14 protein-coding genes are annotated in these 14,096 nt (G+C 39.9%); 3 read left to right on the top strand and 11 right to left on the bottom strand.

Features of this window, described 5'->3' with window-relative positions; genetic code table 11:
* Nucleotides 1–43: 43 nt before the first annotated feature.
* Entirely contained in the window at nucleotides 44–556 is a 513-nt protein-coding gene (locus RMY00_RS32160) for a 2'-5' RNA ligase family protein (protein ID WP_322651422.1), read from the top strand.
* A 77-nt stretch (nucleotides 557–633) separates the two neighbouring features.
* Here RMY00_RS32160 and RMY00_RS32155 read toward each other — a convergent pair whose 3' ends face one another.
* From RMY00_RS32155 to RMY00_RS32120, 8 genes are all read right to left on the bottom strand, one after another.
* A complete protein-coding gene (locus RMY00_RS32155) occupies nucleotides 634–1,596 on the bottom strand; it encodes a HEAT repeat domain-containing protein (protein ID WP_322651454.1) in 963 nt (320 codons plus the stop codon).
* A gap of 35 nt (nucleotides 1,597–1,631) precedes the next feature.
* Nucleotides 1,632–1,859: a 4Fe-4S dicluster domain-containing protein gene (locus RMY00_RS32150; RefSeq protein WP_069068766.1), complete on the bottom strand. Its 228-nt coding sequence runs from the start codon at nucleotides 1,857–1,859 to the stop codon at nucleotides 1,632–1,634.
* Between the two features lie 33 nt (nucleotides 1,860–1,892).
* Nucleotides 1,893–2,303, bottom strand: coding sequence for a VOC family protein (locus RMY00_RS32145; RefSeq protein ID WP_322651421.1), 411 nt, complete (start codon nucleotides 2,301–2,303; stop codon nucleotides 1,893–1,895).
* A gap of 12 nt (nucleotides 2,304–2,315) precedes the next feature.
* On the bottom strand, nucleotides 2,316–2,786 hold the full coding sequence (locus RMY00_RS32140) for a GNAT family N-acetyltransferase (protein ID WP_322651420.1): 471 nt from the start codon (nucleotides 2,784–2,786) through the stop codon (nucleotides 2,316–2,318).
* Between the two features lie 24 nt (nucleotides 2,787–2,810).
* Nucleotides 2,811–3,593, bottom strand: a complete 783-nt coding sequence (locus RMY00_RS32135; protein ID WP_322651419.1) for a class I SAM-dependent methyltransferase — start codon at nucleotides 3,591–3,593, stop codon at nucleotides 2,811–2,813.
* Nucleotides 3,594–3,651: 58 nt separating this feature from the next.
* Nucleotides 3,652–4,347, bottom strand: a complete 696-nt coding sequence (locus RMY00_RS32130) for an HAD-IA family hydrolase (protein WP_322651418.1) — start codon at nucleotides 4,345–4,347, stop codon at nucleotides 3,652–3,654.
* 175 nt (nucleotides 4,348–4,522) lie between these two features.
* The gene (locus RMY00_RS32125; protein WP_322651417.1) at nucleotides 4,523–6,232 is read right to left on the bottom strand and encodes a fumarate reductase/succinate dehydrogenase flavoprotein subunit; all 1,710 of its coding nucleotides are present in this window, start codon (nucleotides 6,230–6,232) and stop codon (nucleotides 4,523–4,525) included.
* 149 nt (nucleotides 6,233–6,381) lie between these two features.
* Nucleotides 6,382–6,645, bottom strand: a complete 264-nt coding sequence (locus RMY00_RS32120; RefSeq protein WP_322651416.1) for a hypothetical protein — start codon at nucleotides 6,643–6,645, stop codon at nucleotides 6,382–6,384.
* 500 nt (nucleotides 6,646–7,145) lie between these two features.
* Between RMY00_RS32120 and RMY00_RS32115 the strand changes: the two genes are divergently transcribed.
* A complete protein-coding gene (locus tag RMY00_RS32115) occupies nucleotides 7,146–9,476 on the top strand; it encodes an FAD/NAD(P)-binding protein (RefSeq protein ID WP_322651415.1) in 2,331 nt (776 codons plus the stop codon).
* A gap of 53 nt (nucleotides 9,477–9,529) precedes the next feature.
* Nucleotides 9,530–9,772 carry a PIN domain-containing protein gene (locus tag RMY00_RS32110; protein ID WP_322651414.1) on the top strand — a complete coding sequence of 81 codons (243 nt, stop codon included), beginning with the start codon at nucleotides 9,530–9,532 and terminating at the stop codon, nucleotides 9,770–9,772.
* Here RMY00_RS32110 and RMY00_RS32105 read toward each other — a convergent pair.
* The 3 genes from RMY00_RS32105 to RMY00_RS32095 all read right to left on the bottom strand — a co-directional run bounded on the left by RMY00_RS32105 (nucleotide 9,752) and on the right by RMY00_RS32095 (nucleotide 14,042).
* Entirely contained in the window at nucleotides 9,752–10,633 is an 882-nt protein-coding gene (locus tag RMY00_RS32105; protein ID WP_322651413.1) for a class I SAM-dependent methyltransferase, read from the bottom strand. The two genes, RMY00_RS32110 and RMY00_RS32105, sit on opposite strands and share 21 nt — an antisense overlap.
* A gap of 112 nt (nucleotides 10,634–10,745) precedes the next feature.
* Nucleotides 10,746–11,618, bottom strand: coding sequence for a bile acid:sodium symporter family protein (locus RMY00_RS32100; RefSeq protein WP_322651412.1), 873 nt, complete (start codon nucleotides 11,616–11,618; stop codon nucleotides 10,746–10,748).
* 111 nt (nucleotides 11,619–11,729) lie between these two features.
* Entirely contained in the window at nucleotides 11,730–14,042 is a 2,313-nt protein-coding gene (locus RMY00_RS32095) for a sulfatase-like hydrolase/transferase (RefSeq protein ID WP_322651411.1), read from the bottom strand.
* Nucleotides 14,043–14,096: the final 54 nt, after the last annotated feature.

Raw genomic sequence — 14,096 nt, 5'->3', positions numbered from 1 at the left:
AGAGAAGTTGAATTTGCTGTATAACCTTTAATAATTTATCAATATGTCTTACGCAATCGTACATTACCCCAATATTAACACAGAGGATATCAATCAATTAAGGCAAAAATATGATCCACAAGTTTATTTAATAGAACCACATATTACACTTGTATTTCCCATAATCGAGTCTATTAATGAAAACAATCTCATTATTCATATTGAGAATATCTTGATTAAGTGGAAAACATTTCCAATTTGTCTCCAAGGATTGCAAAAATCATGGGACGAATATCTGTTTTTAATGGTTGAAGAAGGAAAGGTAGATATGATAGAATTACACAATGAATTATACACAGGTATATTAGCTAAATATTGCAGAGGTAATTTACCCTTTATTCCACACTTAACGTTAGGAAAGCTTACAAAAGATATAAATCAATTTTTACAGGTTTTAGAAGAAGCACAGCAATCAAATTTAAATTATCGTTGTTTTGTCGATAAAGTCCACCTAATAAATATTGCTGATGAGCAGAGGTCAATAATTTGGAGTAAAAAATTTGTATTGCGAAATTAGCAAATCTTTAATCGGTTGGTATTACTAAGTTACCAATTCCAGAAAATGGATTGTCCATTACGCTTTTCCTTAGTTATTTACTGCTCCCTTGAGACTATTCTATCTCTTTGAATCTTCTGAATTGCCCGTTGCGCTTGGATGGACACTTCTTTGTCAGGATCGTCTAAGGCTTGTTGCAGGGGGTTAATAACATCAGGATGAGCTAAATTACCAAGTGCGATCGCAGCCTCTTTGCGGACATCTGCATATTCATCTGTTAATGCTTGAATTAATCTCGGCATAACTTGAATATCTGGGATTTTCTGCAAAGCTTGTGCTGCTGATTTGCGTACTTGCCAATGTTCATCATTTAAAGCTATTTCTAATGCTGAAGTTGCTTGCTGATTTTCATGAATAGCCAGGGATTTGGCTGCATTCCGGCGAACTTGCCAGTCGCTATCATTTGTAAGTACTTGAGCAAGTATTGTAATTACTTGTGTATCTTGTAAATGCCCTAAAGTTAAAGCAGTAGCACGACGGACTATTGGTTCTTGGTCAAAAATTAAATCCAAAGCTTGTGGACATTTTTTTAGTTGATTTATATATCGAAGTGTAGTAATTGCTGCTTCTCTTAACTCAGAATTTTTTGATTCTAAAAAGGGTAAAATATACGGTAGAGATTGAATATCATGAATTTTTCGCAACAGCACTAAAATATTTAGTTGTATATTAACATCATTAATTTGTAACTTATCTAATAAAAGTAACAACTCATCTGGTGTTACCAATTCATTTAATGCTGATGCAGCTTCAGCGCGAATATCTGAATCTGCTGAAGTTAAGCATTCAATTAAAGCAGGAATTGCTACAGGATCGGCAATTTCCCAAAGTGCAGATATGGCTATTTTTTGTACAGCGACATTTTCATCTTTCAAAGCAATAATTAAAGCATCTATTGTTTCTTCATCGCCTAGATGTTGTAAGCTTTTGACAGCTACTAAGCGGTCATTTACATCAGGCGATCGCAGCATTTCTAGCCAATTTTTGAGGTCATCATTCATCATTTTACCACCAAGTCACAAAGGATAAGAGAAAACTATCGCAATAAAAAGGGAATTTGTACTGTAATTGCATTGGTGGGACATTCTTTTTCACAAGGGAGACAAAACCAGCACTCATCATATTTCATATATGCTTTCCCCGTTTCTGGATTTTTTGCTAATACATCGAGGGGACAAACTTCAATACAAGCTGTGCATTTTTCTAAACACTTTGATTCGTCAACGATGACAGGAACATCTATCCTTTGTGTAATTAAAGCCATACATTTATTACTCTCTAATTCAATTAATCAACTTTAAATGAAAAATTCTAACCCTTCCCACGGAGATGCTTTAGCAGTTTTTATTATAATGTTTAAATCAGAAGCATGAATTTCCAGTTTATGATCGTTTAAATCAAGGAAATATAAAGAAGCACCTTCGCTTTTATTTTCTTGCCAAATTTTTGCTCCTGATTGCTGAATGCGTTGGCTAAGAGTAGGAAAATCTTCAATAGAAACAGTCAGACCAATATGGGTATATTCAGGTATAGAATTTTCTCGAACTTTCTGGTCTAAAATTAATGCCAACCAAATATCACCAACCGAAAGATAAGCACCTTTCATCCATTTTGCTAGTAAGCGAAAATCTAGCACATTGGTATAAAAATTAATAGATTCCTCTAAATCTCTGACAGATAAAGTAATGTGGTTAATTCCAGTAATCATTTTTGAAATTATTTACTCTTGAGGTTGCAATTTTTTATAAAATGTCACTGACTGTTTGATATTCCTATAACCAATTTTTTCATAAAACGAGTGAGCCTCTCGACGTTTAACATTAGAACGTAACAGAATACCCTCACATCCAATTAGAAAAGCCCACTGTTCAATTTGCTGCATTAAAACACTTCCTATTCCATTGTGACGATAATCTTTATCTACAATTAATCCTAAAAGAATTGCTGGAGTCGGAATGACTATTGAATCACAAATATGAGCGTGCGCCCAACCAATTACATATTCATCTTCTAGAGTAGCAACATACACAATATAAGCATCGTCATTTGTAATTTTAGTAAGGCGCTCTTCTATTTGTTCATTTGTCACAGAATATTCAAGTTGTTGGCAAAGACTAGTAATTCTCTCTACATCTTTAATCTCAGCTTGTCTAATTTTAATTTTTTCACCTACAGTAACTTTATTTGTCATGATTTAATTTTAAATTACAATTATTTAGTTATCCAACGTTGCATGGATAAAACGATAGCCTAGATCAATCTCTGTCAAATTGTGAATATTGCCATATTTTTTCGTCCATTCCCCACTACTTAAATCTGCTGTAAGTAACTGTACTCCTTGCTCAATTAAATCTTGATTTGCTAATGCAAAAGATGATATTCCTGCACGTACTTCTGTTTGAAGATATAACTCTGGTCGCCTCCAGGCTGCTGCTGCAAATAAATCAGATAAATCGTATGGTAACAAAAGAGGTATGGCTTCAACACGCCTTTTAGTATTCCTCTGAATTAAGTTTATCTGTTCATTAAGTGGTAAAAATCGTAAGGCATCTTCCCACAAAAACGGAAAATAATCATAAAGCCATATTTTTTGAGCTAATCTAATATCAAAACTTAGTAAAACTATTATCCCATCTCTAATAATTCGTTGCATTTCTTGAAACGCTTTTTCGAGATTAGTAAAGTGATGAATTGCTAGGATACTTACAACGCCATCAACAGACTTATCTGGTAAAGGTAAATTTTCTGCATAGCCAGTGAACCACTTAACTTGCGGATATTCTAATGCTTGTTTTTGCATTACCAAAGAAGGTTCAACAGCATTAACAAAAAATCCTTGATTAGCTAGTGCTAGGCTGTAACCACCAGTACCAGCCCCAATATCAGCAATAATGCTATTTTTGGGTAAATTGAGTAAATCAATTAATTTATTGACAATGCGAATATCAGGAATGCGAGTTTTGGAATATTGTTGACCAATTGAATTATAAATAGACATATTTATGATAACATTTTTCAAAATAATTTAAACTTTAAATGAATAAATCAAAAACTTGTTAGTTAACCAACTCCAGCAAGTTTAAAAGTTCGCTTATAATAAACTTTGGTTGCACTCCTTGTAGGAAACTTTGTTGTTTTCGGTTGTAATAGCAAAAATCAATATTAACTTGCATTGCTCCCGCATAATCATGAGTGAGAGAATCTCCAACATAAAGGACTTCTGCTGGTGTTAAATCTAATCTAAATAACGTATGATTAAATATTTCAGGAGATGGTTTAGCAAAACCAATTGCTTCAGAAACTACAACTTCTTCAAAAAAATGCTCAATTCCCGCAGCTTGCATTCTCGGTAGTTGTGCTGATACAAAACCGTTAGTGATAACAGCCAAACGATAATTACGTGCGAGAACAGTTAATACTTCATTTACATCAGGTTCCATTACAGCAGAATGATTAAAAATATGCCAAAAACTTTGACTAAGATTGCTAATTTGATCTGTTTGTATATCTAAGTGAGCAAGTGTACTTCGATAAGACATCTCGATTAATTCATTAGGAGAAAAAATTTCTCGCTGTCTCCAATACTTGGAATTATAAGTTTCAAAAACTTGAAGAAAAATAGCCTCACTGACTCCATTTAAATCTAAAGATACTGCACAATATTCCAACGCTCCCAGAATAGCTTGGCGTTCACATAGCTCAAAATTCAACAGTGTATTATCGAGATCAAAAATTATAGCTTCATAACCCATTTTTGTTATCTTAGGCTCAAGTTAATTTTTCACAAATCAATTCAATATCGGTAAATAATTTTGTCCGAATTTTCCAATAATCCCTCATTTTAGAAAAGTCATTGAATTGCTGATGGTGCGTTGCACTGCGTGACAACACACCCTACATTTTGCCCAAAACTTTTAAAAAATCTTCTCATTTAACTGCAACATTGTATAATTCTTTGACTGTATCTACTTCCACAATGTAAGGATCTATAGGACGCTTAAACAATACCATTTGCCCTGATTCATCTTTCTTTAAATTCACATGGCAAAACCATTCGTCATCATTCTTTTCGGGATAATCTAAACGATAATGATAAAGACCCCAACGAGTTTCTTGACGATATAAGGATGCTCTAGCTGCCATTTCTGCACAGTCCCTAATAAAATGCACTTCTAGAGAACGCATTAATTCATGGGGATCACGAGCGCCCATTACATCTAATGTTTCTTGATATTGTACAAAATGTTTTAAACCAATCTCGATTTTATTACCTGATTTTGGTGGTTGCAGATAATCATTAACTAAGCGTCTTAATTTATATTCTACCTGGGTGTGAGGTACACCATTCGGACGAGTTAAAGGTGCATATATTCTAGCTTTTTCAGCTTCTAAAAAATCTGTGTCTGTTTCAATAAAATCTAAATCTTGAATATATTCAATGGCATGAGTTCCGGCTATGCGACCGAAAACAAATGCTCCAATCATGTAATTATGGGGAACACTAGCCATATCTCCGGCTGCATATAAACCTGGGATGCTTGTTTGAGCGTTTTCATTCACCCACACACCAGAGGCACTATGACCGCTACATAAGCCTATTTCTGAAATGTGCATCTCTACGCCGTGGGTACGGTAATCTTCATTTCTACCTTGATGAAAGCGTTCTCTACTTGGTCGTTCATTTGCCCAAAGTATGGATTCAATTTCTGCAATTGTATCTTCATCCAAATGGGTCATTTTCAATTGGACTGGCCCTTTCCCAGAATTTAATTCTTTCCAGATTTCCAACATCATTTGACCACTCCAATAGTCACAGCTAATGAAGCGATTTCCTTCGGCGTTGGCTGTATGTGCGCCAAAAGGCCCAGCAACATAAGCACAGGCGGGGCCGTTATAATCTTTAATTAAAGGATTAATTTGAAAGCATTCAATATTGCTGAGTTCTGCACCTGCATGATAAGCCATTGAATAGCCATCTCCGGCATTGGTAGGATTTTCATAAGTGCCATAGAGATAACCAGAAGCGGGTAATCCTAATCTGCCACAAGCACCTGTACAGAGGATGACGGCTTTAGCTTGAATGACAATATAATCACCGTTTCTGACATCAAATCCTACTGCACCAATAGCACGTCCTGATTTGACTAAGACACGGGTTGCCATGACGCGATTTGTCACTTTGACTTTGTGGCGTTTGACTTGGCGGGTAAGAATGGTTTTCAGGTCTTTACCTTCTGGCATGGGTAAGACATATTTACCTACACGATGCACTTGTTTTAAGTCATAATTGCCTTGAGCATCTTTTTGAAATTTCACACCCCAGCTTTCTAATTCTTGGATGACTTCATAACCTAATTTGCCTGTTTGATATACGGCTTTTTGGTTGACAATACCATCATTGGCTAGGGTGATTTCGCGGACGTATTGTTCTGGGGTGGAATGTCCGGGAATAACTGCGGTATTCACGCCATCCATACCCATTGCGATCGCACCACTCCGTCGGATGTTAGCTTTTTCTAAAATCAGCACCTCTGCATTAGGATTGGCTTGTTTGGCTTTGATTCCAGCCATTGTCCCGGCTGTACCGCCACCAATGACAAGTACATCAGTTTTTATTTGTTGGGTGTTGATGTCCATAAGCTTTTGGGAGTGTTGAGGATACGTAGAACATTTAAGCTAAAATCAATATGAGTACTACGGTAAATTGAGCAAATTTCCGTATTTTAATGATAGAATATTCACATGGATAAGCCGCAAATGCAAGATGCGAAAATTGCGATCGCTGCTTAATCTGGAACTACAATATTTGCTAAACCCTTTTCTGCTGGTGGAAATTGTGGGTTCATTGCCTCTAGAGTACCTGCGATCGTTCGAGCTACTACTAAGTTACGATACCACTTCTTGTTTGCAGGTACGACATACCAGGGGGCATGAGCAGTCGAGCAATTGTTAATCATGTCTTCAAATGCCGCTTGGTAGTCATCCCACAGTACCCGCTCCTTTAAGATGAACTCTATAGCGAGGATAGTCTGGTTTAGGCGGTGGCTCATTTACAACGATTTTTTCAGGTGCCATTTACTCGGCATACCCAGTTGTAATTTTTGCTGCGGCTTGTTTTGTCTTACGAGATTCTGCTGAGGTTTTGTTATTAGTGACAGTTGAATTATTTGCTGAACTCTTTGACTAGCTCATAGGTTCTTTTAAGTTGCGTTGTATGTTAAGTACAAGACTTACGCAAAATAATGAAAAAACGAACCGCATTATACTCCTTTGGGGATATTGCTACGCGCAGCGTCTAGTCAGAGAAGGACACAAAGGAATGAGAGTTTCAGAGAGTTATTGCGTAAGTCATAGATATGAATATCTTGAGAACTTTCTAAGATGATAATTGTACAGATTCTGTCAAGAAGCCACAAACTACTGTTAATTTATCAATTAAATGTATTTAATGCTTGAGATCAAGGTATTATAAGAATTTATAATAAATCAAGTCTGATTTTTTAGCTGGGTTGGAAAAGCATTTAGTTCCAGTAAAGAGACAGCATAACTATTGATTCTAGCTAAGACCGCCATGAACCCTAGCTTTTTAACTGCCCACACTCCAACCACGATCGCTATTGTTGGCGGAGGTTTTAGTGGTTCTCTAGTCGCTACCCACTTATTAAAAACTGCCAGCCAACCCCTCACAATTAAGCTGATTGAGCGTAGCGATCAAATTGGCAAGGGAATCGCCTACAGCACCGATACCAACTGTCATTTGCTGAATGTATCGGCAGGCAACATGAGCGCATTTGCTCATGCTCCAGGGCATTTGTTACGTTGGCTTCAGCACAACCGCGATGAGTTAACAGCATTTTTTTCAGAAGAAGTCAATGCCAGTACTTTCATACCTCGTAAAGTTTATGGTTTATACATTCAATCGGTTTTAGCAGAAGCAGAAGCCACAGCGCCCAGTGATGTGCGACTAGAACGCTTCACCGATGAAGCGGTAGGGGTACAGCCTGAAGAAAAAGGCGCAATGATTTCTCTACGTAGTGGTCGCTGTTTTGCCGCAGACAGAGTTGTGTTGGCATTGGGGAACTCACCTTCTGCACCCCCCGCTATTCAAAACCCAAACAGTAATGATGATTATCTGCGGAATGCTTGGTCAGCCGATGCCTTAGCAGACCTTGATGCTGATGCACCTGTGTTGCTAATTGGTACGGGACTGACGATGGTGGACATGGTTCTATCTCTAAGCGATCGCCAACATCGCGGCAAAATTTATGCTGTGTCCCGACGCGGATTATTTCCCCTAAAACATCAGGCGGCTCAACCTTATGCCTGCTTCTTGACGCCAGAAAATTCACCAAAAAGTGTACGCGACTGGTTACGTCGGCTGCGTGCCGAGGTGGAAATTGCGGCTGCTCAAGGCTACGACTGGCGAGCAGTAATTGATTCTCTGCGTCCCATGATTCAGAAAATCTGGCAAAAACTACCGACTGAAGAACAGCAACGTTTTTTGCGTCATCTGACGCCCTATTGGGATGTGCATCGTCACCGCATTGCCCCAGAAGTAGCAAATGTTGTCACCCAAATGCTAGATTCTGGTCAACTCACCATTTCTGCCGGGCGGATTCGGGAATATCAAGCTTTGCCGGACGGTGTAGCTGTTACCGTGTGCTGGCGCAAAACCCAAACTAATCATATCTTGCAAGTTCGGCGGGTGGTGAATTGTACAGGGGTAGCAGCAGATTATCGCCGATCGCCTCATCCTCTGATTACTGATTTGCGATCGCAGAAATTAATTCGACCCAATGCCATCGGTTTAGGATTAGATACAGATAGCCACGGTGCTTTATATGCAGCAGACGGTAACGTTTCGACGCTGTTTTATACCTTGGGAACTCCCCGCAAGGGCGACTTGTGGGAAACTATTGCTGTGCCAGAATTACGGGGACAGGCGCAAGAATTATCTAAGACGTTGTTGCAATCGCTACCAGTGCGTGTACGCCCTATTCCGACGATGCCTTTGTTAAGCGATGGCAGTGCAGAGATACCGCAATCAACTTTCCTATTTCGGCAATTTTTTGACCCTGCAACTAGTAGTTATACTTACTTAATTGGTGATCGACAGACAGGAGATGCTGTTCTAGTCGATCCTGTATTAGAGCAAGTTGACCGCGATTTGGAATCTTTAGATGAACTGGGATTAAAGCTACGCTACTGTCTAGAAACTCACCTCCATGCCGATCATATTACAGGGGCAGGCAAACTCAGGCAAAAAACAGGCTGTGAGGTGATTGTTCCCCAGAATACTGCTGTGACAAAAGCCGATCGCTCCCTTGTCGGTGGCGAAATTCTAGAGGTAGGATCGGTAATCATCGAAACAATTTTTACACCAGGACACAGCGCCAGTCACATAACATATTTAGTGAACAAAACCCATCTGTTAACTGGTGATGCCTTATTTATTCGTGGTTGTGGACGCACAGATTTTCAGGGAGGTGATCCTGGAACTTTATATGATGTGGTGACACAACGCTTATTCACCTTGCCAGATGATACCTTGGTATATCCTGCCCATGACTATAAAGGACGCACAGTTTCCACTATTGGCGAAGAAAAGCGGCTTAATCCCAGATTTAGCGTTCGCGGAGCGACTCGGAACGAGTATCGCAGCCGTAGTCAATTCATTACTATCATGAATAATCTCAAATTGAGTTATCCCCAGAAGATGAATGCAACAGTACCGGCGAATGAATACTGTGGTGATTTTATTCCTCAAGAAAGCTTAGATTCAGCTACGACTTCGGCAACAGATGAAGAACAAAAACAAATAGAACTCACAGTTATGACTAATACAGAAATCTACAATGATTACTTTGCTATGTATATTTAAGATGAATTCTAGTAATAAATTTACCTGAGTTGTTGGTTTAGACTACGCGGTAGTTGAGTACGAATATCATTCTAGATTTTCTACTAGAAAGAGAGGCGTTTTTGCATGATGCAGAGTTGTTATTTCAGGCGATCGCCTCAAGACAAATTCTTGGTTATGCTACTGCGACAACGCTAACAGATATCTTTTACATTGCGAGGCGGCATACTCAAAACATTGAATGTGCAAGGCAAGCAGTAGCAAGAGGGTACATACAAAAAAACCAGTTAAAGACATCAAGAATTGCGAAGGGTTAAAACAAAAGTAGAGCCAATAGCCAACATTGATTTAACAACCTCTGGCTCAATCCCTAAAGGATTTAAACAAGTAATTTGATTCATCACTTCGAGCATACTATATTCTTTAATATCAAACCCTTGTTCATAAGCGAACTGTTTCACATGACCGATGTTTTCAAAGTGATAATTATTAATAGCTCGACCTGAAACATTACTTGCAGTTTGATTGAGTCTTTGCAACCCAGGACTAATTTGCCGTAGTTGATTCAAGCCATCAAAAGTGGTTAGGTCAGGTGTAATCCATACACCGCCGTAAACTCGCAGTATCTCACGAACATTAACAAACACTTTTTGCTTTTCTGCTAAGGTTAGGTATGTTAACAATCCTTCGCATAAAACAACTACAGGTTGGTTTTGATGTAAATAATTTACGTTCCAAGGAAACTGACTAGGTTGATTAGTAGCGTCAATTGCTTCAAAATACAAATTATGCCGTTCTCTAATCAATCGTTTTACGAGTTGTTGCTTCTGACTAATCATTGCAGGTAAATCACTTTCAACAAAAGTGATATTTTGATTTTCAGACATTGCCATACCACGAGGCAATAATCCAGATGCTAACTCGATAATTTGGGTAGTCTCAAATTGCAAGTGTTGAGATATTACTTGATTAACAGCTTTGTAACGAGCTTCAACAAGAACAGAAACTTCACTTGGCTGACTTAATTTTTTTTGTTGCAGTTGTTCTATGAAGCTTTCGGCATTAACTAATTGAGCTAATTCCTTGCCATAAGGGATATCAGTAAACTGCCTAGTATAAGCTACCATCAAAGCTGTTGGACTGATTGCATCAAAAGAGCTTGTTTGTGATTGAACCATCTGCTACCTCATATATAGTTTTTTATCTGATCTAATATTTGTGTATCTAATACATAATACGGTAAAACTATTGATTTAGCGTATTTACCAAGCACAGTTTTTAGAGAGGGTTTCAACCTTCTACCTGTTCTATCTCTACACCGGTTCCTTGGTCTAGTTCTATGAACTTTGGCCCGGCGATCAGAACTACGATCATCATTAAAAGACTCGTCACCATGATGATGCTCACGACGCTGGGATCTTCAAAATTACTTGTAGCTACTAATAATGCTGCGGCAAAATTGCGTTGAGCTGTTCCAACTCCTAGCACTCGTTGGGTATCGATACCAGGGCCGCCCAAAAGATAACCGACGCTAAAAGAGAAGACTATGAATATAGCACAAACTAAAATTGCACCTGTTTGTAATAAGCCAATGATATCGTTAGTGTGAACTATCAGCCTGACTACTAAACCTAAAAGCAATCCAGCATTAGATAATTTGAACAAAATCGGTTGGATAATGGGGGCGATCGCACTCAATTTTGCTTTGATGAATAACCCAACGATCAATGGGCTAACCATCATTAACAATAAGGGTTTGGCAATGTCCCAGGAGTTAATTTGTACACCTTCCACCACTAAGGGCAGTACAATTGGCATATAAAAAATTGTGCCCAGCATTAGTAACATCATTAATCCCACCGAGAAAGCTATATTGCCTTTGACTATATGGGCAAGTTTCGGTAATGCTGGAGGCCCTGATGCTACTGCCATAATCAGTAAGCCATCTCTTAGTGGTTCACTTAAATGTACTACTTGCAATAGTAAATATACAAAAACTGGCACTAATACAAAATTTGTTAACAGCGATGATATGACTAAGCGAAGGTTGCGGAGTGGTTCCCAAATCTGTTGTACGGTGAGACTTAACCCTGCACCCAGCATGGTGAACACGATAAATGTGAAAAGTGCGAGTTTATCGATTAGTGACAAGATTTCGTTCATGATTTTTTTCACGCAGAGACGCAAAGGGGCAGGGGGCAGAGGGGCTGGGGAGCAGGGGGGCAGAGGAGAATAACCAATGCCCAATGCCCAATCCCCAATTCCCAATTTCTATTACTTCAATTCCAGGGTGACTTGCTGTAAGTTACCGGTGAATGCAAAGGGTGTTTGGTAAGTATCTACCACAGGTGTGCCAGTATCTTGACCAACATCAAAGGTTTCATCTAAACCAAATCGGTAGCCTACAGTTTTATCAATGCGGCCTTCGGCAACCTGTTGATCGTTGATCGAGAGCTTACCAGTACCGCCTGCTCCCGGAGCGCCACCGTCATAAGTAAAGTCAAATTTGATTTGGGATTTGCCGATCGCAATTGGTTGAGAAGATTGAATTATTGTGCGATCGCTATTTAACAAGTTGTAAGCAAAAGTGGGTTTACCTTCTTGCAAAAAGAAACTCCAACCCGCAAAACGTCCGCCTTGGGTGACTAAAACGCCTTCAGTATCATCTTTGGCAGCATCTACATCGGCGGTGATGCTAAAGGAGCGATTCTTAATATTGGGAGCGCTGCCTTCGGGAATCCCTGCAACAGATGTGTAATAAGTAAAGCTATTGCGTCCTGTGATTAGGTTGGAACGGATTTTGACATCAAACCGTTGAAGTAAGCGATCGTCCAAGGGCAGAACTTTGTATTTTTTTGCTTCCCTCAAAAATAAATCTTGTAGTTGCGCTAACTTGTCAGGGTTCTGCTTGGCTAAATCGTTAGCTTCACTGAAGTCTTTGGTAATATCGTATAGTTCCCAATTATCTTCATCGAAGCTGGTTTTGGAGACACGCTCCCAAGGTAAGCGTCCATGACGGGCGGCTGCTACCCAACCTCGATCGTAAATGCCACGATTGCCCAACATTTCAAAATACTGGGTTTTGTGATGGGATGGTATAGCAGGATTATCAAAGCTATAAACAAGGCTAGTACCTTCGATGGGTTGTTGTTTTACACCGTTGACTACCTCTGGTTCTTCAATCCCCACAGCCTCCAGAATTGTGGGAGCAATATCAATTACATGATGGAATTGGCTTCGCAGTCCACCACGATTTTTGATGCGATCGCCCCAAGCCACAACTAAACCATTGCGGGTTCCGCCGAAGTGAGAAGCAATTTGTTTTGTCCATTGAAAGGGGCTATCCACTGCCCAAGCCCAAGCTGCATGAAAATGATTGAAGGTTTTTGGCCCACCTAAATCATCAAAAGCCGCGAGAACTTCTTGAGGACTTTCTGCTACGCCATTAAAGACTTTTAATTCATTGATACTACCTGTTAAGCCGCCTTCAGCACTCGCACCATTATCGCCGGCGATGAAAAAGACTAAGGTGTTATCCAATTTACCCAGTTGATCGATCGCATCAATGACTCTACCAATTTGTGCATCGGTATGGCTGAGGAAACCTGCAAATACTTCTGCCTGACGCGCATAAACTTTCTGCTCAGTGGGAGTGAGAGAATCCCAAGCCGGGAGTTCCGCCGGGCGAGGAGTCAGTTTAGTATCGGCGGGAATTACACCCAAGGCTAGCTGACGAGCAAAGATGTCTTCGCGTAATTTATCCCAACCTCGATCAAATTTACCCTTGTACTTGTCGATCCATTCTTTGGGCGCATGGTGTGGGGCATGGGTTGCGCCAGTGGCAAAGTAGGTAAAGAAGGGTTTATCAGCAGCGATCGCTTGCTGGGTACGAATCCACTTAATTGCATGGTCTGCTAGATCGGGGGTGAGGTGATAATCAGGGCGATTTGGTTTCTGAATATGTTGGGTATTTTCCACCAAAGCTGGGCTCCACTGATTGGTATCACCGCCCAGAAATCCATAGAAGTACTCAAAACCTAAACCTGTCGGCCAGCGATCGAATGGGCCTGCTGCACTGGTTTCATAGTCTGGGGTGTTGTGCCATTTGCCAAAGGCTGCGGTGTTATATCCATAATTTCGCAATACTTCGGCGATCGTTGCCGCACTTCTAGGTAAAATCGCAGTATAGCCTGGATAGCCTGTGGCTAACTCCTCAACCACACCTGTATTCACAGAATGATGATTGCGTCCCGTGAGTAATGCGGCTCTGGTAGGAGAGCAGAGTGCTGTAGTGTGGAATTGGTTATAACGCAATCCCCTTGCTGCTAGACGGTCTAAATTTGGCGTATCGATTAGACCGCCAAAAGTGCTGGTTTGTCCAAAACCGACATCATCAAGCAACACCAGCAACACATTTGGTGCATTTTCTGGAGCCTTAATTGGTTTGGGGAAGTCTGGTTCGGATTCTTTGTAAGTAATGCCAATTTTGCCTTGAAAAGATGGTTGGGGTAATGGCAATTTCTCGCCATAGTCCGCCCAAGCAGGTAGAGGTAAGAGACTAGAAAATATTAGCGTTAGGGCACTCAAAAATGCGATTCTCCTTCCCTTCGGGACGCTGCGCGAACGGAGACCCTGCGCGAA

Origin of the sequence: Nostoc sp. ChiVER01 (assembly GCF_034531155.1) — a bacterium.
In the GTDB taxonomy this organism is placed as follows: domain Bacteria; phylum Cyanobacteriota; class Cyanobacteriia; order Cyanobacteriales; family Nostocaceae; genus Nostoc.
The sequence above is the reverse complement of the archived record's forward strand: the minus strand, read 5'-3'. Positions and strand labels throughout refer to the sequence as shown.

Coding starts and splice junctions, on each gene's coding strand:
- RMY00_RS32105 (WP_322651413.1), bottom strand. CDS start 10,633: ATGGTTCAATCACAAACAAGCTCTTTTGATGCAATCAGTCCAACAGCT.
- RMY00_RS32145 (WP_322651421.1), bottom strand. CDS start 2,303: ATGATTACTGGAATTAACCACATTACTTTATCTGTCAGAGATTTAGAG.
- RMY00_RS32125 (WP_322651417.1), bottom strand. CDS start 6,232: ATGGACATCAACACCCAACAAATAAAAACTGATGTACTTGTCATTGGT.
- RMY00_RS32120 (WP_322651416.1), bottom strand. CDS start 6,645: ATGAGCCACCGCCTAAACCAGACTATCCTCGCTATAGAGTTCATCTTA.
- RMY00_RS32140 (WP_322651420.1), bottom strand. CDS start 2,786: ATGACAAATAAAGTTACTGTAGGTGAAAAAATTAAAATTAGACAAGCT.
- RMY00_RS32100 (WP_322651412.1), bottom strand. CDS start 11,618: ATGAACGAAATCTTGTCACTAATCGATAAACTCGCACTTTTCACATTT.
- RMY00_RS32160 (WP_322651422.1), top strand. CDS start 44: ATGTCTTACGCAATCGTACATTACCCCAATATTAACACAGAGGATATC.
- RMY00_RS32135 (WP_322651419.1), bottom strand. CDS start 3,593: ATGTCTATTTATAATTCAATTGGTCAACAATATTCCAAAACTCGCATT.
- RMY00_RS32150 (WP_069068766.1), bottom strand. CDS start 1,859: ATGGCTTTAATTACACAAAGGATAGATGTTCCTGTCATCGTTGACGAA.
- RMY00_RS32155 (WP_322651454.1), bottom strand. CDS start 1,596: ATGAATGATGACCTCAAAAATTGGCTAGAAATGCTGCGATCGCCTGAT.
- RMY00_RS32130 (WP_322651418.1), bottom strand. CDS start 4,347: ATGGGTTATGAAGCTATAATTTTTGATCTCGATAATACACTGTTGAAT.